Annotated in this window: 22 protein-coding genes; 13 read left to right on the top strand and 9 right to left on the bottom strand. The window is 57.1% G+C overall.

Features of this window, described 5'->3' with window-relative positions; all coding sequences use genetic code 11:
* The first annotated feature begins 39 nt into the window (after positions 1–39).
* The 3 genes from SQ11_RS11200 to SQ11_RS11190 all read left to right on the top strand — a co-directional run bounded on the left by SQ11_RS11200 (position 40) and on the right by SQ11_RS11190 (position 4,223).
* Positions 40–225, top strand: coding sequence for a hypothetical protein (locus tag SQ11_RS11200; RefSeq protein ID WP_041514266.1), 186 nt, complete (start codon positions 40–42; stop codon positions 223–225).
* 138 nt (positions 226–363) lie between these two features.
* On the top strand, positions 364–2,919 hold the full coding sequence (locus tag SQ11_RS11195) for a DEAD/DEAH box helicase (protein WP_232297981.1): 2,556 nt from the start codon (positions 364–366) through the stop codon (positions 2,917–2,919).
* Positions 2,916–4,223: a ribonuclease H-like domain-containing protein gene (locus SQ11_RS11190; RefSeq protein ID WP_052494188.1), complete on the top strand. Its 1,308-nt coding sequence runs from the start codon at positions 2,916–2,918 to the stop codon at positions 4,221–4,223. Before SQ11_RS11195 ends, SQ11_RS11190 begins: the two co-directional genes overlap by 4 nt.
* Before the next feature lie 21 nt (positions 4,224–4,244).
* Here SQ11_RS11190 and SQ11_RS16850 read toward each other — a convergent pair whose 3' ends face one another.
* Entirely contained in the window at positions 4,245–4,811 is a 567-nt protein-coding gene (locus SQ11_RS16850) for a hypothetical protein (protein ID WP_084226830.1), read from the bottom strand.
* 307 nt (positions 4,812–5,118) lie between these two features.
* Here SQ11_RS16850 and SQ11_RS11180 point away from each other — a divergent pair, with 307 nt between their 5' ends.
* Both SQ11_RS11180 and SQ11_RS11175 read left to right on the top strand, forming a co-directional pair.
* Complete coding sequence (locus tag SQ11_RS11180; protein ID WP_041514451.1) at positions 5,119–5,574, top strand: DUF2501 domain-containing protein; 456 nt, start codon at positions 5,119–5,121, stop codon at positions 5,572–5,574.
* Positions 5,575–5,702: 128 nt separating this feature from the next.
* Positions 5,703–6,128, top strand: coding sequence for a hypothetical protein (locus SQ11_RS11175; protein WP_041514265.1), 426 nt, complete (start codon positions 5,703–5,705; stop codon positions 6,126–6,128).
* A 220-nt stretch (positions 6,129–6,348) separates the two neighbouring features.
* Here SQ11_RS11175 and SQ11_RS11170 read toward each other — a convergent pair whose 3' ends face one another.
* Positions 6,349–6,756 carry a chaperone modulator CbpM gene (locus tag SQ11_RS11170; RefSeq protein ID WP_232297980.1) on the bottom strand — a complete coding sequence of 136 codons (408 nt, stop codon included), beginning with the start codon at positions 6,754–6,756 and terminating at the stop codon, positions 6,349–6,351.
* On the bottom strand, positions 6,753–7,739 hold the full coding sequence (locus SQ11_RS11165; RefSeq protein ID WP_041514264.1) for a DnaJ C-terminal domain-containing protein: 987 nt from the start codon (positions 7,737–7,739) through the stop codon (positions 6,753–6,755). The genes SQ11_RS11170 and SQ11_RS11165 overlap by 4 nt, the downstream gene beginning before the upstream one ends.
* Positions 7,740–8,031: 292 nt before the next feature.
* On the opposite strand from SQ11_RS11165, the gene SQ11_RS16845 reads away from it, so the two are divergent.
* From SQ11_RS16845 to SQ11_RS11140, 5 genes are all read left to right on the top strand, one after another.
* Positions 8,032–8,553: a hypothetical protein gene (locus SQ11_RS16845; protein WP_084226828.1), complete on the top strand. Its 522-nt coding sequence runs from the start codon at positions 8,032–8,034 to the stop codon at positions 8,551–8,553.
* Positions 8,554–8,563: 10 nt separating this feature from the next.
* Complete coding sequence (locus SQ11_RS11155; RefSeq protein ID WP_041514262.1) at positions 8,564–9,109, top strand: YMGG-like glycine zipper-containing protein; 546 nt, start codon at positions 8,564–8,566, stop codon at positions 9,107–9,109.
* A 110-nt stretch (positions 9,110–9,219) separates the two neighbouring features.
* Complete coding sequence (locus tag SQ11_RS11150) at positions 9,220–9,594, top strand: hypothetical protein (protein WP_041514261.1); 375 nt, start codon at positions 9,220–9,222, stop codon at positions 9,592–9,594.
* Positions 9,572–11,182 carry a hypothetical protein gene (locus SQ11_RS11145; protein WP_041514260.1) on the top strand — a complete coding sequence of 537 codons (1,611 nt, stop codon included), beginning with the start codon at positions 9,572–9,574 and terminating at the stop codon, positions 11,180–11,182. Before SQ11_RS11150 ends, SQ11_RS11145 begins: the two co-directional genes overlap by 23 nt.
* 144 nt (positions 11,183–11,326) lie before the next feature.
* A complete protein-coding gene (locus SQ11_RS11140; protein WP_084226849.1) occupies positions 11,327–13,048 on the top strand; it encodes a YdiU family protein in 1,722 nt (573 codons plus the stop codon).
* A 76-nt stretch (positions 13,049–13,124) separates the two neighbouring features.
* Here the strand turns inward: SQ11_RS11140 and SQ11_RS11135 are convergent, their stop codons facing one another.
* Positions 13,125–14,840 carry a di-heme-cytochrome C peroxidase gene (locus tag SQ11_RS11135; RefSeq protein ID WP_041514259.1) on the bottom strand — a complete coding sequence of 572 codons (1,716 nt, stop codon included), beginning with the start codon at positions 14,838–14,840 and terminating at the stop codon, positions 13,125–13,127.
* Positions 14,841–15,392: 552 nt separating this feature from the next.
* Positions 15,393–16,748, bottom strand: coding sequence for an esterase-like activity of phytase family protein (locus SQ11_RS11130; RefSeq protein WP_084226827.1), 1,356 nt, complete (start codon positions 16,746–16,748; stop codon positions 15,393–15,395).
* 61 nt (positions 16,749–16,809) lie between these two features.
* Between SQ11_RS11130 and SQ11_RS11125 the strand changes: the two genes are divergently transcribed.
* Positions 16,810–16,995: a hypothetical protein gene (locus SQ11_RS11125; RefSeq protein ID WP_041514258.1), complete on the top strand. Its 186-nt coding sequence runs from the start codon at positions 16,810–16,812 to the stop codon at positions 16,993–16,995.
* A 227-nt stretch (positions 16,996–17,222) separates the two neighbouring features.
* On the opposite strand, the gene SQ11_RS11120 is transcribed toward SQ11_RS11125, so the two are convergent.
* The gene (locus SQ11_RS11120; protein WP_041514257.1) at positions 17,223–17,483 is read right to left on the bottom strand and encodes a hypothetical protein; all 261 of its coding nucleotides are present in this window, start codon (positions 17,481–17,483) and stop codon (positions 17,223–17,225) included.
* 73 nt (positions 17,484–17,556) lie between these two features.
* Here SQ11_RS11120 and pyk point away from each other — a divergent pair, with 73 nt between their 5' ends.
* A complete protein-coding gene (pyk, locus tag SQ11_RS11115) occupies positions 17,557–19,059 on the top strand; it encodes a pyruvate kinase (protein ID WP_041514256.1) in 1,503 nt (500 codons plus the stop codon).
* A gap of 26 nt (positions 19,060–19,085) precedes the next feature.
* On the opposite strand, the gene SQ11_RS11110 is transcribed toward pyk, so the two are convergent.
* A complete protein-coding gene (locus SQ11_RS11110) occupies positions 19,086–20,195 on the bottom strand; it encodes a GGDEF domain-containing protein (RefSeq protein WP_041514255.1) in 1,110 nt (369 codons plus the stop codon).
* A 335-nt stretch (positions 20,196–20,530) separates the two neighbouring features.
* Here SQ11_RS11110 and SQ11_RS11105 point away from each other — a divergent pair, with 335 nt between their 5' ends.
* On the top strand, positions 20,531–21,169 hold the full coding sequence (locus tag SQ11_RS11105) for a hypothetical protein (protein WP_198140855.1): 639 nt from the start codon (positions 20,531–20,533) through the stop codon (positions 21,167–21,169).
* 20 nt (positions 21,170–21,189) lie between these two features.
* On the opposite strand, the gene SQ11_RS11100 is transcribed toward SQ11_RS11105, so the two are convergent.
* Both SQ11_RS11100 and SQ11_RS11095 read right to left on the bottom strand, forming a co-directional pair.
* The gene (locus SQ11_RS11100; protein WP_041514254.1) at positions 21,190–21,381 is read right to left on the bottom strand and encodes a hypothetical protein; all 192 of its coding nucleotides are present in this window, start codon (positions 21,379–21,381) and stop codon (positions 21,190–21,192) included.
* Positions 21,382–21,568: 187 nt separating this feature from the next.
* Positions 21,569–21,914, bottom strand: a 346-nt coding sequence (locus SQ11_RS11095) for a hypothetical protein (RefSeq protein WP_232297979.1), incomplete at its 5' end; no start/stop codon positions are given.

Below are 21,914 nucleotides of genomic sequence, written 5' to 3'. Positions count from 1 at the left end.
AGCGCCTGAGCCTGAGCCACAGAGGGCAGATGGCCCTTTGTGGCTTTTTGGTTTTTGGCGACCGCGATTTCTTTCCGGGATGCGGCCGTCCATCCAGGCGCCGTTTTCAGCTTAAGGGTTTTATCTCGTCTGTTCCGCAATTTCCAGGGCATCATCGAACTCGCTGCCAAGGATCTGACGGTATTTTCCAGTCTGATATGCTCGCTGGCAGATCAAGTTGGTTGACGTTAGACGATATTTTGGTTAAATTCCAGGATCAAGAACATTTGTTCTGTATGTGTGGAGTCCTACCACCAGGAATTAGTTATCGATGCGGCGGCCCAAATAGCATAAACGTTAAATCGGCGGGGCTAGAAGTGCGTCATGGTTGGGGCTGGATTCCGGGTCAAGCCCGGAATGATGGCACTCGCAGTATTTTCTCGCTGGATCAATAGCGCAGTACCTGATTCCAGCATAGCCGTGAGTCTCGCAGCAGGAGTGAAATTGAACGATTTAGTGGAGCTGGACCAGGGCGGTGATGTTGTGCGGGCAGAGCCGGACGATGTGAATCGCTTGATACCTGCGCTCAAGCAGCGACACGCGCGCCGCATCACCGGCGAACTTCTGATTCCCGCGCGCGCTGCGCGCTACGCGGCGTTCCCTCCGGACTTGGATGCGCGCATTGCGGAAGGGCTGGCGCAGCGCGGCATCACCCAGCTCTACAGCCATCAACGCGAGGCGTGGGATCGCATCATCCAGGGTGAACACGTTGTCATTGTCACGCCTACGGCCTCCGGCAAGACGCTTTGCTATAACCTGCCTGTAATGCAGGCGGCAATCCAGGATCGCTCGAAGGCGCTTTATCTTTTTCCCACCAAGGCCCTGGCGCAGGATCAGGTCGCGGAATTGCTGGAGCTCAATCAGGCGGGCAACCTGGGCGTGCGAGCTTATACGTTCGACGGCGATACGCCGGGGGACGCGCGCAAGGCCGTGCGGATGCATGGCGATATCGTCATCTCCAATCCCGACATGCTGCATCAGGGCATCCTGCCGCACCACACCAAGTGGGCGCAGTTCTTCGAGAACCTGAAATTCGTGGTTATCGACGAAATGCATACCTATCGCGGCGTATTCGGTTCGCACGTTGCCAATGTCATCCGCCGCCTGAATCGCATCTGCGGATTTTATGGCGCCAAGCCTACCTATATTTTTTGCTCGGCAACGATTGCGAATCCGGGCCAGCTGGCGAGCGGATTACTGGGCGCGCCGGTGGTGGCGATAGACCGGTCGGGCGCGCCGGCGGGCGAGAAGCATTTGCTGTTCTGGAATCCGCCCATGATCAACCCGGATCTGGGGTTGCGCGCCTCGGCCCGCTCCCAGACCACCCGTATCGCCCGCAGCGCCATCAAGGCCGGACTCAAGACCATCGTATTCGCCAATACCCGCTTGATGGTGGAGGTGCTGACCAAGTATCTGAAGGATGTGTTCGACAATGATCCGCGGCAGGCACCGCGCATCGCCGCTTATCGCGGCGGCTATCTGCCCACGGAGCGGCGCGGCACCGCGGTGCGGCTGCGGGGTGGGCAACTGGATTGCGTGGTGGCGACGAATGCGCTGGAGCTGGGGGTGGATATTGGCGGGTTGGACGTATGCCTGCTCAATGGTTTTCCGGGCACCATTGCCGGCACCTGGCAGCGGCTGGGCCGGGCAGGGCGGCGTAACCGGCCCGCGCTGGGGGTATTGATTGCCACCAGCGATCCGCTGGATCAGTACATCATCCGCAATCCCGAATTCTTTACTTCCGCTTCGCCCGAACACGGCTGCATCGATCCGGACCAGTTGCTGATCCTGATGGATCACATTCGCTGCGCCGCGTTTGAGCTGCCGTTTCAGGATAACGAGCGCTTTGGCAAGGAGCCGCTGGCGGAGATGCTGAGCTACCTTGAGGCGCAGGGTGTGCTGCACCACGAAGGACAGCGGTGGCACTGGATGGCGGACAGCTACCCCGCCAACAGCGTCAGCCTGCGCTCGGTGGCGGACGGTAATTTCGTGGTGGTGGATGTAACGGACGGAAAGCAGGATGTGATTGCCGAAGCTGATTATTCCACCGCGGCGTTGACCCTATACGAGGGTGCGATCTATCTGATCCAGGCAAACCCGTGGCAAGTCGAGAAACTGGACTGGGAAGGACGTAAAGCCTTCGTGACGAAGACCCGCGCCGACTACTATACCGATGCGATAGACTACACCCGGCTCAAGATTCTTGACTGCTTCGAAGAAGACAAGCAATCGAACGGGCTGTGCGGCCGTGGCGAAGTGCATCTGGTGCGCCGTGTCGCGGGCTACAAGAAGATACGCTACTACAGCCATGAGAATGTGGGCTATGGCAAGGTCCATCTGCCGGACCACGAGATGCATACCACTGCGGTATGGTGGCAGGCCAGCCCCAATGCATTGGAAGCCGCTTTTCCCGCGCGCTGGCAGGCGCTGGATGGATTTCTCGGCGCGGCCTACGCGCTGCATCACGTGGCGGCCCTGTTGACTCTCTCGGAACGGCATGATCTGGGCAGGGCGGTGGGCGATGGCGAGGGTCTTTGGTTTGCCAGCGTCGGCCAGAACGGACGGGGTAGTCCGCAAACCATTTCCGGTGAAACGGTCCAGCTCGATGACCGGCAATTCACCCCCACGGTATTCCTGTACGATAACTACGCGGGGGGTATCGGGCTTTCCGCACCGCTATTCGATCTGCGTCATGAGATCATCGCACGGACCATTGCGCTGATAAAGGATTGTGGCTGCCAGTCGGGCTGCCCCTCTTGCGTGGGCCCTATACTTGCCTCCGACGAAAGCCGGGGGTATGCGCCCAAACAAGCCGCGCTGACCGTCCTGGATTTGCTCCTGGCAGATGGCCCAGCCCGCACGCTGGATATGGAAGCATGATGACGCTGGCTGAGCGTCTGGCCTTGCTCAAGGGCAGGCATCCCACGGGGTATCCCGCTGCAAAGCCGTCCCAAACTTTGCAGATGCCCTTGATTCCGCTGGATGTTCGCCTGCAGCGCCTGGGAGGTGGCAGCGGTGGCGGCGATTTCCGCAACGCGGCTAACCGGGTTAACCGGACAAGACGCGGCGATGCCGAGGTTGCCAAACACCTGCGCGGGGAGGTGATCGCGCCGGGGCTGATCCAGATTGATCAGACTATTCCGCTTGGCAGCCGGCATGGCAAGGTTGTGTTTTCAGCCTTGGCGGATACTCCGCTCGCTGCCCTGGGGTTGCCGCAGGATGCGGCGCTGGACGGGTTGCTGTTCCTCGATACCGAGACCACCGGCCTGGCGGGTGGCACCGGCACATTGCCTTTCATGGTGTGCCTGGCGCGAGTTCAGGGGAACTGCCTACGGCTCGGGCAATGGATACTGACCGGGTTTGCCGGGGAGGCGGCTTTGCTGGAAACCATCTCCGGCTGGATCGCCTCCGCCGCCCATCTGGTTTCCTACAACGGCAAGAGTTTCGACGTGCCGTTACTCGCCACCCGTTATCGGCTGGCACGGCTAACTGATCCCTTTGGCACAGGAACAGGCCCAGGCAAAGGTCATATCGATCTGCTGCATCTCACGCGCCGCGCCTACGGGCACGGCTGGAATGATTGCCGCCTGCAAACGGCGGAGCGGTGCTTGCTCGGATTTATCCGCGAGAGTGATTTTCCCAGTCATCTTATTCCTCAAGCCTGGACGGACTTCGTACGGGGCGGGGGAGTGGAGCCGTTGCACGCCATCGCCGAGCACAACCAGCGAGATGTCTTATCGCTGGCGGCCCTGATGGCGATGTTGGCCAAAACCTACACCGAACCCGGCCATGAAGCGGTCAATGTGCTTAAAGTCGCGCAGGTTCATGCGGCCCGGGGCGATATCCAGTATGCCGTCGACCATCTCACGGGTGCGTGGGGGGTATTGGATGAGGCGGCGCTTTTGTTTCTCGCCAAATTGCATCGGCATCAGCGAGAGGATGAGCGGGCCATCGCCATCTGGACGCACCTCAGGGAAAGCAATTCGGTTCGCGGAATCGAAGCGCTGGCCAAGTATCATGAGCATGTCACGCACGAGCTGGAAGCTGCCTTGGCACTTGCAGAGGAGTTGCTGAGGCTGGAGCCGGCGATGGATATTCACCTCAGGCGCCAGGCCCGGTTATGTCAGCGGCTCGTGAAATTCAATCCGCGGAAGGAAAAAGGAAAGGAAGGAGTCGGCGTATGATGAGTGACTGGTTCAGCAGAGCTACCCTTGATTATCTTGCGGCAACTGCGGGGGCGGCTGGGGCGCCGGTTGGGGAGCCACCTGCTGCCAGCCATCGGGGCACTCCCTGACCTCTGGATAGTAGCCTTCCGGCGCTCGGCAATAATGCCAGAAACTGGTTTGAGAGTCAGGAGCGGATTGACCGGCATTTTGCTGTTGAATATATACGGGCGGGGCAGGTTGAGCCACTGCCGGCGGATATGCGTAGTAAGGGAACGGATAAAATGGCTGCATGAAGCCGACGCCGCCAAATCCGCCAAAACCAAAACCGGGGCCGAATCCCAGTCCCAAGCCCGGTCCTAATCCCCACCCGCCATGATGGTGGTGACCTGCCCAATGGTCATGATGATGGCCGCCCCCATGGTGGTTCTCGTCTCCATGGTGATCGCCCCCATCGCCGTTGTCTCCTTCGCCAGGGTCTTCTCCCGCATCATCGACCCCTCCATCGTCAAATCCGCCGTCGTCCCCACCGCCATCGAACGTCCATGCCGGGCTTACGGAAATCAGGGCCAGCAAGCATGTGAGGCACAGTAATCTGATCTTTTTCATGTAAGCCCTCTTGCCACGTTAACCGTTTCGCGAAGGAGATTACTTGTCATGTCTGCATCGAGGTTCATCCTTGTTGCTGGGTGTATCCTGGCTGAACTAGTATTAGGCGTGCCGATCCCGCTTGTCAATCCGTAATCTTGGTCCGTATTTGACATAACGCGCGGGGCCGGTCATCCGATGACAATCTTATGCTGGCTATAGAAAAAAGCGGTATGATTGGATTTGGAGGATGATAAGGATGACAGGCCTCATGGTGGAATCCAGGACGCCAAATGGAGGTTCGTTCAATATGCCGGAGGAAAGCGGAATGAATATTTCAAAACGTTATTCCCTGTTACTGAGCAGCAGCATTGTAATGGTGATATTTTCCGGTTCCATTGCCGCCCAAGACTTCGGTCAGTTGAAAGATATCATGGGCGGCAGCGGCGTTAGCGGCGCAGCCTCGTCGCTGGGGTCGCTCGGCTCACTGCCATCCATAACGCCGGGAAGCGTAGGCAATGCCGCAGGAATTATCGACTTCTGCGTCAAGAACAATTATTTGAGCGCTAGCAACGCGTCTCCGGTCAAGGATCAACTGATGGGAAAGCTTGCCGGTAGCCAGGATCAACCGGCCAAGGACAATCCCGACTATATCAGTGGCACGAATGGAATTTTGAGCGGCAGCAACGGCCAGAGCGTGGATTTGAGCATGGCCGGCCTGAAGGCCGAAGCAGGCAAAGAGATATGCCAGAGGATACTTGACCAAGCCAAGTCCATGTTTTGATCATGCCCGGGGCACTTCCCGCCCCTAAGGGTTTTACTTAGCGTAGAACCAGGGTTTCCCCAATGTACTCATAGTATTGACTAAGGTAGGATGAAGTCACTTTCATCCCAATTGGGTTCATTACTATCATGAAAACAAAATTAGAAAATATTTTTGCGGCGTTATCGATAGTAGGCCTGCTGGTTTCGTTGTCCCCTTCCGCGATTGCGGCCCGGTCCGCTGACAACCCTGAGATTCTCGCGGCCGCGCAAAATGCCACAACCCGGAGCGATCATGAAGCGGTAGCAAAATCCTATGAAGATGCGGCTGCACAGATGCAGGCAAAAGTTGAAGAACAAAAGGAACTGCTGGAGCATTATGAAGACAAGAGCTATCTTTACGGCAGGCGGGCACAAGATCTGCAATCGCATACCACGGCGTTAGTACGCCATTATGAGAAAGCCGTCAAAACAAACATACAGGAAGCCGCCTTGCATCGTCAAATAGCTTCGAAACTTGAAGAGCAGCATGCTCCGTCCGGTACTCAAACGGCTAGCGCCGCGGACGAATTATAGTATATCAAACAGGAGCCTGGTTTTTTGCGACTAAGTTTGCGCCGCTTGCGATGTCGTGAGCTAAACAAGCATCAGGAATAATAAATTGCCCCGCCCTTGGAGTGGGGCAATTTATTTTTGCGCCTGGATTAACCCCGGGCCACTACTGGGCATGTCAATGGAATGCCGGCTGTTATTACATCAGTCAGGTTACGCTGTGCCAACCTGATCTATACGATTATCAGCGGCTCCTCGTCGCTCCCATTGCTTCCAGCCGTGCCCGCAGGGTTTCGACTTCGTCCAGCAGTTGCAAGGCCAGCGCCACCCCGGCGGTGTTGACACCGAGATCGCTCTGCAAGTGCGAGGCTATCCTGGCTTGGCGCATATGGGTCCCCGTAAAGCGCCAGGTACGAGGTTGGTCTTTCTCGGCCACCTCCGGAGACGTTTCCGGTGCAATCAGGCCCTCTTCCACCAGTTCGACGATATATTCGGTTTGTACCGAGCAGATGCGGCTGATTTCAGTAATGGTCAGCAGGTTTTGCTCATCCAGGAGAGTGCCGCTCAATTCACGGCTGTTCTCGGCGGACGTGTGTTGTGGCTTATCTGGCGGCATATCGCGTGGAGAGGAGAGTGGGTTCTCATCTGTCATGTTTTAACTCCCAGTCTGGCCCGTGGGTTGAAAGATTTGAACTGCGCGGCCATATTGTGGTAGAAATCTCTGGCGGTGTCATTGGCCGCGGGCGGCACCACGATCTGAAGCACCACAAAGAAATCACCCGGCGTTTTGCCGGGAATGCCGCGGCCCTTCAATCGCAATTTACGTCCGGCGGCCGAATCGGCGGGTATCTTGAGTTCAACGAGGCCATCCGGGGTGGGCGTTTTCACCGTCGCGCCCAAGGCGGCTTCCCATGGCGCCACTGGCAGATCGAGATATACGTCGATTTCATCAATGCGATAGTGCGGGTGCGTCCGGAATTCTATTTCCAGATACAGGTCACCGGCCTTGGCCTGTCCATGGCCTGGCGCGCCTTGTCCCGCCAGACGAATATGCTGCCGCGCGCGGATGCCTTTGGGGATTTTTACGTTGAGCTTGTGTTCGCGCATTGATACATGCCCCTGTGCATCGACTCCGGGTACTTGCAGGGTGATGGTACGGGTCGCGCCGGTGTATGAGTCTTCGAGGTCGATCAGCACCTTGGCGTAATGGTCCTGGCCCGGCCGGTGGAAGGATCCCTCCGCGGCGCCATGTCTGCCGGCGGCCTCATGGCCGCCGCCAAAGCGGGCGCCAAAACCCTGGCCGAACAGCGATTCAAAAAAATCGCTGTACTGCGACGCGTCGCCGCCTGAAAACCGCTGTCCGGAAAACTCGAAACCCGCATTCCAGTCCGGTGGCGGACGGAATTCCTGGTTTGCTTTCCAGTTTGTGCCGAGTTGATCGTAGGCCGTTCTCTTTTCCGGATCTTTCAGCACTTCATAGGCTTCGCCCAGTTCTTTGAAGCGAACCTCGGCATCTTTCTCCTTGCTCACATCCGGATGATATTTGCGCGCCAGCTTTCTATAGGCACGCTTGATTTCGTCCTGGGAGGCGTCGCGCGCGACGCCCATTATTTTGTAGTAATCCTTGAATTCCATCTTGTTCCAATGAGCAATAACGAGATAGGGCGAAGAGAAGTAAAGGTAAGTTGAGGTAAATAAAGGTAAGCATAACCTTTAATTCTCCTTTGTGACAATGGCTTCCTTGGCGACACGCTGCACGGCGGGTTGAAGATTCCTGAATCCGCCGGGATAGCGTAAAAAAAATAGCGGTATGGGGGACTTTCCTGCGTAGTGCTTGTCTTATGCGAAGCTACGGTTTTTTTTTGAGGGAATGAATGAGGTCAATTGAAATCATGCTTCGGACTTGCGGTTGGGAACGGGAGCGTATGTGAAAAAGATCGGGTTAATAGGGTTTGTCCTCATTGCGCTTGGGTCGGTTTCCACCCCGTCAGTCTGGGCGCAAGAGGGCGGCGGGGGAGATGGAGGGGGAGGCGGAGGCGATGGGGGAGGTCACCATGGTGGAGGGCATCATGGCGGCGGGCATCATCACCACGGCGGGCACCATCATCATGGGGGGATAGGTTTCATTGGCATAGGAGGTTTTTATCCTGGTTTTGGTTTCGGCGGATTCGGGCCGGGTTATTATGGCGGTTGGGGGTGGGGTTATGGCGGCTATGGTTTTGGAATGCCCTATTACCCCCCTTATTATGGGTACCCTCCGGTTGTGGCCGTGCCGCAAGCGCCACCCGTATATATTCAACAACAGCCGCAACAGGCAGTGGTGAAACCACCGCCACCACCGGCCCCCGTCAATTATTGGCATTATTGCCGCAATCCGGAGGGATACTATCCGTACGTGAAGAAATGTCCCGATGGCTGGCTGCAAGTAGCTCCTCAACCTGTTCAATAAAGAGTCCACCATGCTAAAAATCCCTAGACAATTTTCGTTGCTGCCCCTGTTCTTGCTGGCGGCGTGCGCGAGCATACCCAGCGGCCCTAGCGTGATGGTGCTGCCTGGCTCTGGCAAGACTTTCGATCAATTCCGGGAGGACGACTCGTACTGTAAACAGTATGCCGTTGAACAAGTTCGTGGAACAACGCCGAATCGTGCAGCCGTATCCAGTGGAGCCGGAAGCGCCGCCATCGGCACTGGGGTTGGCGCGGCGGCAGGCGCCGCGTTCGGGGGGGGAACCGGTGCGGTGATTGGCGCGGGTAGCGGCCTGTTGGTAGGAGGGTTGATGGGTACAAGCGCTGCGAGGACTTCGGGATATGCCGCTCAGCAACGTTATGACATGGGTTTCATCCAGTGCATGTATGCCAAAGGCCATCGTGTGCCTGTCTCGGGTCAAATCATGGATAACGACCGAAATCCGGGGCTTGGGGGCAATCCTCCGCTGCTCCCGCCATCCGGCAATCCTCCGCCTCCCCCGCCACCCGGCAATCCTCCGCCTCCCCCGCCGCAATGAAGTGATGGGCGGTCACGAGACTCGGGGAGAGTCGGGTAAACTTTGCGAGTGAACCGTCAATATGCTTCAATACCACCATCAATGTTCCAACCCTTACAGGAGGAATCATCATGCGAATAAGAATCACGGGTGAGAAATCTTTCATAGATGATCTTAGCGCGGAGCTTGCCAGACAAGGGGTGCAGGTCGAGCCTGTTGAAGGCTCGATCGATAAGACGGAACTGGCGTTAGGGTTGCTGGAGGCTGCCGCGATTGTTGCCATCGTGGTCAATACCTTCACGCTGGTCAAATACCTGATCGAAATTGCGCGGCATTTCAAGGACAATGAAAAGCGGCGCCTGGAAGTAAAAACCGCCACGGGAGCGACGCTTATCGAAATCGATAACAAGTCGACGCCGGAAAATCTGGAAAAGCAGTTATCTACCCACGGCTCGTCCGGCACAGTACCCGCTCCCGCAGCCGATGCCTCTGACAATAAAGCCTGATTCAGGCATCCCGGGCGGTTTTTATCAGAATGACTTCGGCGGTTTTAATCCCCGTTTTGCCGGCGTTACCATCCGTATCGCCTCGCAGGCGGCCTACGACGAATTCCTGTCATTCCTGAGATCTCCAACGCATGGCGGACTCCCTGGAGATAAAGAGGAGTCCCTTGGTCCCATTCTGATACGGTCTGTGATGGAGCACGAGATTCGGCACTATCACGATTTTTTGCTGGGTTCGTATAATGGGATGCTGTTCAGAAATCGGCTTCAGGCGGTATTGAACGGGATCAAGGCGTTACGTGCGGTCAAGGAACTGCCCGGCAATGTGTTTCCTGTTCCGCTGAACGGATGGATGATGTTGTCCGCGGAGGAGCGGGAATCACAATTGGAGGAATGGGCAGCATTCGGGGTCAATGGAGAAAAACCTTCCGTCATACCTGTGCCCATCATCTCGAAAGAGGCGTTGCTGGCGCCGCGTGAACCGGGGATTCACGCGATTGACGACGACCCGGCAGCCGTATTCGCGCTGGCGGCCGGAAATGCGGCACACGGATATGCGAACATACAAGCGTTTGCTCAGGGCGTGGAGGATTCCGCCCCCCTTGAATACCGGCATCTGATCACGCCCGCCAATATACAGGAAGTACTTGCCTTGACGGTGCAGCTGGGCGCCATATGGCAGGCGCAGGGGGAGCAGCAGGCGCGCATCTTTGCGAGATTCTTCCTGGGCCAAAGTCATTCGCCCTTTGCCCGGCTTTGGCAGTTTCTGCTGGACTTATCGTTACGGGGAATGCCGGACATTACAGGCCGTGAGGGTGAGCTTGAAAAAGCTTTCGCTGCAAGTTTCAAGGTCATGACGATCGGAACCTGGACATTGCTGGGCAGTCATAGCAAGGAGGGCGGGTCGGTATCCCCGGCGAAGCGTCTAATAAATCTGCTAAAACTCCTCCTTGCCGATTCCGCCGAGGCGGATACGCCTGGGAATACCGCTTTGGGCGTCGCCGCAACCTGGGATTGCTGGGACAAGGCGCTTGGCCTCAATCCCTGGCGTGAATCGCTCAACGAGTTGCTTGATTGGGCTAATCGTGGTGTCGGTTTTTACGGACAACTCCATGAAATGTCGGAGCCCGGTTGGGAAAAAGATTTTCATGCCATTCTGCATAATATGATGAAAGCGTATGCGGATGATCAGCGCATGCTCATTGGCCATGTACTCGAGCAGCCGGAGGATCTGGTGGGCGTGACGCGCTATCTAGGCCTGGGGGCAGGCACGCTGCCCATGCCGCTTTTCCGGCTTCAAATGGATAACGAGGCGGCGCTCGATTTAAGCACGCTCGATCAAAAGATTTTTGAGCCTGTCATGACTGCCGATTTCGAGGGAGGCGTGGCCGTATTGTCATATTTATTGAAAACGTCCCCGCCAACTTATCACCAGCGCGCGGGTGACGCGATTGCGTTCGAGTATGCCGCCCAGCTTTGCGATATGGCGTTCTCTCAACAGGAGTCATACGGGCGTGCGCCGCTCCTGAAGAAAAGATTGTCGTCGGATCTCGAGAGGACGGTAGGCAAGACGCTGCGCGCCATTGTTTGAACGAAATGACAAATGGATCATTATGCCGGCATTGTCCGCCAGCACCCGGTCGGGATTTGATGTGCCGGGTCGTGCGCGTGCTTTGATGGGTTACGCATGCTTGCCCATCCTGCTGAAATCGATAAATTTTATGAGTCAACTTTTATGAGCCCAATCAATCTTAAACGCAGCGTAAAGGTGCACGATGAGGCGCACGATGCCGCCGCCGTGCCTGCCATCCCCGCAACCGCCGATAGCCCCAGTCTCACCGATCTGTGCGATATGCAATTCGACAATAGCTTCGTGCACGCCCTGCCGGGCGACCCGGAGACCCACAACATCCCCCGTGCGGTGCGCAACGCCTGCTATACCCGCGTTGACCCAACCCCGGTGCGGGCGCCCCGGCTGTTGGCCTGGGCGGATCCGGTGGGTGAGCTGCTCGGCGTTTCGCGTCCGGATTCGCCTACGGGTCCGGCAGTCGAAGTGCTCGGCGGCAACCGCGTCCTGCCCGGCATGCAGCCGTATGCGGCGCGTTACGGCGGACATCAGTTCGGCCATTGGGCGGGCCAGCTCGGCGATGGCCGCGCCATTACCCTGGGCGAAATACTCGGTCCGGACGGCGCACGCCGGGAGCTGCAGCTCAAGGGGGCGGGCAAAACACCCTATTCACGCACCGCGGATGGCCGCGCGGTGCTGCGCTCGTCGGTGCGCGAATTTCTGTGCAGCGAAGCCATGCACGCCCTGGGGGTACCGACGACCCGGGCGTTGAGCCTGGTGGCAACCGGCGAAATGGTGGTGCGCGACATGTTTTATGACGGCAATCCGCGTCCCGAGACGGGTGCCATCGTCTGCCGTGTGGCGCCATCTTTCGTGCGCTTCGGCAACTTTGAAATCCTTGCGGCGTACAATGAACTGGACTCGCTCCGGCGTCTGGCCGATTACGTGATACGCGAGCATTTCCCCGGACTGGGCACGCCCTCACCGTCAACTTACGCGCGCTGGTTCGAAGAAATCTGCCGCCGCACCGGGAGACTGGTGGCTCACTGGATGCGGGTGGGTTTCGTCCACGGTGTGATGAATACCGACAATATGTCGATATTGGGGCTAACGATCGACTATGGCCCCTATGGATGGCTGGAGGGTTTTGATTTCCAATGGACGCCCAATACCACAGATGCGCAAGGCCGACGGTATTGCTTCGGCAACCAGCCGGAGATCGCGCACTGGAATCTGACTCGGCTAGCCAGCGCCCTTGCTCCGCTGATCGAGGACCACGCGGCGCTGGAATACGGGTTGACGGTCTTTGGCGAGACGTTTCAGAATGCATGGCGCGGCATGCTGGCGGACAAGCTCGGATTGGTTTCGCTGGGACAGGATGGGGACGACACGCTGGTGAGCGGCTTGTTTGATCTGCTGCAACAGGTTGAGACCGATATGACCCTGTTTTTTCGCGGGCTGATGGACATTCCCGTGGATGCTGAAGGTGGCAATCCAGCGGAGGCCATGGATGACGCTGGGCTAGCCGCGCCCCTGCGCCGGGCGTTTTATGCCGACGAGACGCCCGCGCAACAGAGCCGCCTGGCCGCCTGGCTGCGCCGCTATATCGCACGGGTGCGCCTGGATAGGGAGGCTACCAGTTTGCCGGAGTTTGCGGATGTGCGCCTGGAGCGGATGAGGCGCGCCAATCCCAAGTATGTCCTGCGCAATTATCTGGCACAGCAGGCCATCGAGGCGCTGGGGCAGGGCGATGCTTCCGTCATCGCACGGCTGATGGAAGTGTTGCAACACCCCTATGACGAGCAGCCCGAGCATGAAGCGCTTGCGGACCGGCGGCCCGAGTGGGCACGCAACAAGGCGGGATGTTCAGCGCTGTCATGCAGTTCTTGAATCCTTGCTGCACTAGGCGGGATGACCCCCTCTCGGGGATGTGGAGAGGGGGCTGTTGCCGCATGATGTCAAGCGGTTAAAGCGTCTTGAGGTATTCGAGCAGCGCTTTTTTCTCGTCCGCCGAAAGCGTGGTGCCGAATTCGTGGCCGCAGCGGCTGTTTCCCGAATTGCGGTCGCTGCAATCCGTAGTCTGCAACGTGTAGTCGAACTTGGTCTGCTCGGCGGCAAGGCCAATATTGACCAGATCGTATGCCGGGCCGACCTTGAACGAAGCAACCCTTTCGGCTGCGGGCTTCAGCAACTCGGCAAGCGTTGGCACCGATCCATTGTGCAGATACGGAGCGGCTGCCCAGATTCCTTCAAGCACCCGGGATTCATAGGCATAGGAAGGCGTTGTGGGCGCCGGTGCTTTGAACGCATCCTTGAGAGATTCGGTTTCGGGCGTAAATGGCGATTGCATGCCCTTCACCTGCGCCTGATCTTGCGTCTTCATCAATACCGGAACGTAATGCTGGAGAATGGAGCCGATTACCGATAATCCCAGAACGTTGAAGGCCGTATCGACCGGTTTGAGAGGTTGGGTGAGAAAGGGGATTTTTGCCCCTTCAAGCACGCCGGTCTTTACGGTCCAGCCAAGAATGTTGTATTCCCTGGAATCGGTGCCGACATCCAGTACCGGTGTGGCCCAGGTTTTCTGGTCGAAGAACCGGGTTTGGCCAGGGCTGATTCCATGGCACTCGACGCAGCCGCCTTGGTCAGTCTTGCGTGCAAAGATTGCTTTGCCTTTGCTGGCAAGCGCCTGGTCCACTTTCCACGGCCATTTGGGCGCGCCGATTTTTCGAATCAGATCCTCCAGCGCTTCGAGCCCCTGAAAATTGGCCGAGTTGTTATGCAGGTAGTCGACGCCAAGCAACCGCCACGCATCTTTCTTGGGATGGAAAACGCCGAAAACCCCGTAAACCTCACCCAGATTACGTGAGAGCGCCAAGATATTGTTGCCATTCCCGGCAAAGCCGGGCCACTGGGTTTTGTCCTGAATCGCGGCATTCCAGAGAAACGGATAACGTACCGGGGCGGTGGCGGGCTTGATATTCTCGGGGATCATATAAGTGGGCGGCGGACCGATATCGAGCCCGGTAAGCCGGTTAAAAATCATCGCCACGGCATCGAGCCGTGCCGGTCCCCAGGGCGAAGCGGGCAGCGCACCTTTCATCAACGTGTGATAAGGCAAATACCAGGCCTGTAGCGCCTGGCCCAACTTCGTCTTTTCTGCCGGCGTTGGCGACGGACCCAGCACGGCATGGGCAAATTCCGTAAATGCCTGTTGATTCGTCAGCACGGTATTTACCGCCGTATCGAGATCGGCAAGGAAACTTTGGAAGTCGACAATACCCGGGCCACCGTCGATCCGGTAGAGGCTACCATTGACTTCAATCTGGCGCGTATGGCATGCGGAGCAATTCATGCCAATCTCCTGGCCGTTACTTCCGCTGCCGACGGTAAAGCCGACCGGCAGTCCGGCGGGGAGGCTCGCCTCATTAGGCAAATAACCATACCGGCTCAGGCTATCGGCCATAAAAGGCTTGCCGTTCGGCTGTTTTAACGCGGCGATCCAGCTAAGCGGCATGATCCGTGAACCCTGGTCGCGGCTATAGAAGTCTTTTTGGGCGGAAGCCGTCCATTCCTTCCCCTGATCAATGGGGAGCGGAGCCGCCGCGGATGAAGGCGGCGGTGCGAGCATGGCGGACGCGAACGCTATGCCGCCGATCCAGAATGCAAATCCGTTTTTCATTTGTTATTCTCCGTATGAGGTAAACCGGGATATTTCATGAATCGGCTCGCATCCTCACAGGGCGAGTGTTCGATATCGGAGATTTGTTTGGCCGGGCACAGGCATCATTGCGCCATTCCATTCAAAATTTCCTGCCAGCCAAGAGCCCTGAGCGATGGTCGCGCGAAGTCATGGAAACATCCGGATTAAATGAAGCGAACCTGACTCGAATACCTCAACTTACCGGTATATAGAGCCAGTTCCACGATTGGTGTGAATGTGTCAAGCGGTTGCGCTTGACCGGTGTTACGCAAGCGGTGCTTCTATTCCCAATGCCCTCCCTTCATCGCTGTTAACGATAATGGCATTAGATAGGAGAATTGTGAGCGTGAATACCTGCAAAATCTTACAGGTATGGAAGAGTTCCGGGCGATTCAGAATGGGCGCTGCTGGTCGGTTGTTTTCTTGGGGGCAGCGGGATCAGGGTGAATGCAGCAGATCTGGGTTTGACGCTATTTCTTCCGCTGTCCCGCTCGCGCGGCCAGAGCCCCGCGAGCCGCAGTTATGACAGCGTCAACGACGGTCGTGATGTTCTTCGCGAGCTTCGCAGCGGTTGGCAGAGACTTTGCCATGAGCGTGGCGGTGGTGCCCGAGGCCGGAGATCGGTTTCGCTAGGCGGATTTTCAGCAGTTCGGTATTGTCGGACGTCAGTTCGCGGCCACCGCCATAAGGGAAGTTGTTGTCGTTAATCACCAGCAGGGTCTGGGCATCGAGGATCAACAAGTCCTCGATCGTCACGTACGGGAAAGTGAATGTAGTCTTGCCATCACCGTTCAGGTCGTCCGGGTCGGCGATATTCATCAGGTCGACCCATTCGCTCTTCCTGAGCGTGCCATCGCTGGCGACATCCTGGATATCGACGATGAATATCTTCTTGAATGGAGTGCCGCTGGTCGCGGTATCGCCATTGCGTTCGATGACCAGGAAGCGATGGTCGTCGATGGCGGTCATGTCGCCGATGGCATTGCCTTCGGAGTCCAGCGGATAAACGTAGCTGACACCGGTGTAGGCCTCGTCGTCGATATCGAACTCATTGATGCGCAGCGTCTTGGCCATATCGCCGGTAACGGTCTTCTCGAGCAAGGTATATAGCTTGTCGCCACGCCTGTTGATCGCCATCCCCTCGAAGCCGCCGGAGCTGCCAAGGTTGGCGATGGCGGAGCCAGCGATGACATCCTTGTGCTGGGGCGCGTAGACACCGGGCAGGGAGATTTCGCTGCGCAGAACGGTGCCGGACGTATCGGTCTTGACCAGGTAAGGCCCGAACTCGTCACCGAACCAAAGATTGCAGTTCTTATCGCGGCGGACCGATTCGATGTCAAAATCAGCGCCGGTCAGCAGGCGGCCGAATTTGATGTCCGGGTCGACGGCTGGCTTGCTGGGATCGTTATAGTAGTTATCCAGATCGGCCTGGATCGTGACCCCAAGTTTTTGATTTGCGTCGTTGAGCGTGATCCGGCTGGGGCCGGAAAATCTGCCCAATTCAGTGCCCAACGTGAAATTAACCGCAGAAACCTTGCCGGTACCGCCGGATGCCGTCTTGAAGTCCGGCTTCAAGGCGTACATACGCAACAGGGTATCGGCTGAATTGGCCTGTGCGCCAAATCCGTTGTCAGTCATCACCAGGAAGGTATCCTTCTCAGGTCCCGCCAGCACGGCAGAAAAACCTTGCACGGGCTGCAGGTCGGCGTATGGGGGGAGATGGGTCCCATATGGGTTGGCGGCGGCGAACTGACCCGAGGTCGGGCCATCGGCAAAGGTGGCGGCAGGAAGCATGGCCCACCCGATTAGCGTATTGCCGGCAGCGAACGCCGGGGTGGCGAGGGCGGCAGCAAGGATGACGAGCAGCGGTTTGAGGGCAATTTTCATGGTCTGTTTGTTCTCCGAACGGTTGGCAGCGGACGAATGACTGCCGCATCGAGAACTGGCGATGAAAATCACCGCTCAGATCAAGGGCAACCTTGGATGCGGCGTGGCCATCGCGGAAAGAGAAACAGCGATCAGTAGTTCAAGCAGCATGGCACTGAACAAGGCATCGGGATATATGCCACTCGAAATGACCGATGCCGTACTTCCGCCATTGCAAGGCCGCGATTACAACTTTGGAAGAGGATAGAGGGCAAATATGACATGACGCCCATTGGATTGGGCATCAGGTTCGTCCGAAAGGACTATGCGAGATCACTTTTTCCTGCAGCCGGCGCTAGGAAAATGGTCGCCTGGAACCTTTGGCCCCTGATGGTGCGGCATCTTTCAAAAGGCGGTGAGAAGGCTGGGGGTGGAGCTATTGCCATGCCCCGTGTCCCTGCCCCTGGCACTCCTAAAACTATTGAGCGGGCTTATCTAAAGCTTGCGTGCGGATTTTATTCCGCGCAGGGCTTTGTCCAGTAGAAGACGCATTTTTTTGGCGGCTCGCTCTTCATTCCTGGTCAGCTCTTTCTGCACCATTTCCGCAAAAGCGACCAGGTCCTGTCGAGGGTAGGCATCCTGCACGCCATAATCCTGGAAGAATTCGGCGATCCAGCGAGCATTCAGTTCGGTATTTCCCGTTTCTTCCAGATACTCGTCCGCCGCCATCTTGACGTAGTCGGTCAGTTTGGGCATGGTGTCTCCTTGTTTGAACCCACGAAGACAACAATATCTGAAATCTGCCGAATTATATAGAGACAACGGCAATATGACTCCTCACAGTTGGCAGCGAACCAAGATCGTATGTACGCTGGGCCCGGCGACCGACCATCCCGGAATTATCGAGCAGCTGATCGGATGCGGCATGGATGTCGCGCGCGTGAATGCCTCGCACGGCGATCATGCCGATCATTCGCGGCGCATCGAGCGGGTGCGGCAAGCGGCAAACGCGCTTGGCCAGCCGGTAGCCATTCTCATTGATCTGCCAGGGCCGAAATTCCGCATTGGCGATCTGCCGGATGATTTTCGCAAGCTGGCTGAAGGTGAGATCGTCAGACTGATTGCGGAGGTTAGTCTCGTGAAAGAGGAAGGGGAGGGCGCGGAAGAGCGCAACCGTCTTTTGCCGGTGCGGGATCCGGAACTGCTTCAGGCGCTTCGCCCGGGAGAGTCGGTGTTTCTGGCCGATGGCTCGATCGAGCTGTGCGTCAGGACCGCGACCGCTGTCAGCGTCCGGTGCGAAGTGATCATCGGCGGTATTGTGCGCTCCGGCTCAGGAATCAACGTTCCCGAATCAGTCCTGAACGAGCTGGTGCCCACCGATGATGACCGGCGTCATCTTGCATTCGCGGTGGCGCATGAGATCGAATGGGTCGGCGTGTCGTTCGTGCAATCTGCCGGCGATCTTGCGCGGGTGCGGGCATGTCTGCCCTCCGGGGCTGGAGCGCAACCGCTGCTGATGGCCAAGATAGAGAAGCGCCACGCGCTGGCGGATCTCGAGGGGATCGTGGAGGCATCCGACGGGGTGATGGTTGCGCGTGGAGACCTGGGCGTCGAAACCGATCTTGCCGAAATACCGGTTGTGCAGAAGCGCATCATCTCAGTGGCCAATGCGCGCGGACGCCCGGTGGTTACCGCCACGCAGATGCTCGAGTCGATGGTGGAGCGCGAGCATCCGACACGGGCGGAAGCCACCGATGTTGCCAACGCGGTACTCGATGGAACGGATGCCGTGATGCTCTCGGCCGAGACAGCCATCGGCCAGTTTCCTGTCGCCGCCGTGCGGTTTCTTGCCCGCGTGCTCACAGCGACAGAGAAGGGTTACAGCTTACGCATGGCGCATGACCGGATGCGGGCGACGGACATGCCCAATTCGCCCGACAAGCCGCCCAGTGCTCTGAGTTTCGCCGCCTGCCAGCTCGCGGCACGGCTTAGTGCCCGGGCCATCATCGTGCCCGCCCATTCCATGGCAGCGGTGCTGGCTATTGCCCGTTTCCGCCCCCAGGCACCGCTTGTCGTCGTGGCGGGCTCCATCAGGTTGTACCGAAGCCTGGCATTGGTGCGCGGCGTCTCACCTCTGCTTTCCACTGCGTCCGGCGCTGGCGGAACCGGCCTGCAGGCGTGTCTGGTTCAAGCCAGGGAGTGGCTGATCTCGCAGGGGCTGGCGGAACCGGACGATCAGGTTGTGCTGGTCTCCGCTTCCGGTAGTGCATGTGAACAGCCCGACACCCTGCGGACTGTCCGCTTGAGTAGGGTGGAGTCGCTGGATGGGTGATCGGAGCGCTATATGGCCTAACCCAACTACAACTCCGGAAGCGTTCCGGATTCATCAGCGTCTTTGGCAACCATGACGCGATTGCGTCCCATTTTTTTTGCTTCGTACATGGCCTTGTCCGCACGCTCAATCAATGCTTCCTTGCGCTCGCCTTCTCTCAACATCGCCACGCCAATACTGATCGTGACCGGGATGCTGAGTTCCTTCAAATGCAACGGGGTGTCCATCACCCCCTTGCGTATCCGCTCCGCGATGACTTCCGCCAATTTCATATGCGTATTCGTCATGATGATGACGAATTCTTCTCCGCCGAATCTGCCGACCATGTCAAAGTCACGCACCGCCGCCTGAATCCGTCCCGCCACATGCTTGAGCACGAAGTCACCCACCACGTGCCCATGGGTATCATTGATTTTCTTGAAGAAATCCAGATCGATCATCGCCAGGCACAGAGCATCGCCGCCTGGGCCTTCGTGACCTTCATGCGCAATATCGATATGGTGTCCCAGGGTTTCCATGAGCGCGTTATACCGCATCAAGCCCGTGAGTTGATCGGTTGAAGCCTCCTGGTGCCAGCGGGATGTTTCCTTGCGCAGCCTGGCGAGCGCCTTTCGCAGTTCGTCAATTTGCGGAAGGTGGTATCCCTCGGCACTCAGGTACATGTCAAGGGAGGTGAGCTTGAGAATGCAGTCGACGAATGACTGAAAGGTTGCCGCATCGTCCACAAACTTGACGGACAGATTACTTATCAGCGCTTGCTGGGTGAGGCTGTGCTGCAACTGCAGAATGCTCAGGGGGATTTTTGCGCGAACGAAAGCGGCGGCGATGGCCAGCCGTTCTCCAAAATATTCCGACGTATCGAAATCCCGGCCGTAGTTTTGTAGATGCCCGCTCCATGTTTGCTTGAAGCATTCGATACCGATACTCCGTTCGATCAATGCGAAACTTCGATCGCGCGCAAGTGTGAGGCAACAGGAATGAACCAGTGCATCGGCCTTTTCTTCTATGACCTCGCTCCGTATGCGATTTGCCAGCCCGGCATGCTCCCCGTTCAATCCCAGCACCGACAGCGCCTCGCGAATTCGCACGCGATCAAATCCAAAGGTGACACAATCGAAGGGAGTTTCCGGGCTCATTATTACCTTAGATTCGGCAGCCGCACGAGCTCACCGCAAAGATGAGAAGCAAGCCGCATAAAAAATTTGGTGGATGCATAGCCCTAAACTGGAAAATGAGCGGCGAGCCGCCGGATTCAGGATTATATATGAAGAGGAAAATCCGTTGAGAGGTTCCCCGGCACGATATTTTCAGTAGATCTGGGATAGTTTTAAGGATGACGATATCCTACAGGTTGCAGCATTAAGCATAATGGACTACCCTCAACAGATAGCAAGAAATTAGTCATAGGACAAACGCCAAGCACCGGTTCCTGAGCGCGCGTCATTCACCGTGAACCCCATACGGAGCATCTATGAACCTCGGTCCCCGCGTAATACTGGCATCTGTCATCGTGTCCTCCGCATTGATGGGGTGCGCGTCGCCCCGATCATTTCTGGGGGCTTCGTTACCCAAGATAAAATATGAAGATGTCAAGAAACGGGAGACGCCACTTCGGCTGCAGCTCGTTGTCGAGTTTCAGCGAAATGGCGATCCCTTTCCCCAGGGAGACGTTCCATTGAGAGATTATGCCGCAAAGATACTCGGCGATACCGGCGTGATTTTGCCGATCGATGTCGTTTCCGCCGTCGAGGATCAGGGCGATGGCGCTATCAGGATAGTTCTAAACAATATTGCCGACAGCGGCACCGTCGCCGTGGAAGCCTCTCGTTCGAGGTTTCCTCTATGGATGGTTGGAAAAACCATTACCGATGCCTATACCATGTCGATGGCCATCACCCTGAAAGGAAAGACAATCAGGCGAACCGGCATCAAACATGCATTCCATACCGCTTTCGGCAATACGGAGATACCTGAGGGCATAAAGGTCTTTCCTTCCAACCAAGCCTTTGGAAGAATGCTTGAGCAAATGATTCTGCGGGCGCTGCAAGATATGCAGCAAAGCGGGGAACTGTCAGGGCTGGATGCGCCGCGAGCGATTGTTTTTTCTTGAGCAGTTTTCCGGCCGGGCTGTCATAGGCCATGCTGTTCATCGCCTATGAACCGGACGCCTGCAGCGTTGCCGGCCTCAGCAGTGACCCCATCCCACAAAACAGCACCATTTAAAAGTGGAATTTCCGGCATGATTTTAACCTTGCTGAAAGGGGTCATGACGTGAAGCGGAGTAAATTTACCGAGCAGCAAATCGCATTTGGGCTGAAGCATGAGGGGTAATGCCACTGGTCCCCATGCATTATCCCGCATGACATTGCAATCAGGTTGATCTATAAGACTTTCACACACGTACGGACATCAATAATGTAGTTGAATAAAAAACAATGTCCAACCCGCTAGATCTTCCTTACTTCACGGTCCTTGCATGCCCAACATAGCTGGCCACTCGAAGGCTTCTCTATTTGACATATCTTTCATCAGGTTTCCATACCCAGTGATGATCCTGCCAGTCCCAATAGCCAGATAGCCTAACATGCGATGGAGAACGCACGCTGGACTCCTTTTCAGGTGCAATCCAGTTGTCCCAGTAACTAGACTTACCATGCAACGGAGAAGGCGCGGGAGTAATAGCTTCTGGCACAGAGGCTTGAGCATGGGGTTCAGGCGCCGGACCGTTAGCAGCTGATTGCACCTGCGCCATGCTTTCATCAGGTTTCCATACCCAGTGATGATCCTGCCAGTCCCAATAGCCAGATAACCAAACATGCGACGGAGAACGCACGCTGGGCTCCTTTTCAGGCGCA

Source organism: Nitrosospira sp. NpAV, from assembly GCF_000832065.1.
Taxonomy (GTDB): Bacteria; Pseudomonadota; Gammaproteobacteria; order Burkholderiales; family Nitrosomonadaceae; genus Nitrosospira.
The sequence above is the reverse complement of the archived record's forward strand: the minus strand, read 5'-3'. Positions and strand labels throughout refer to the sequence as shown.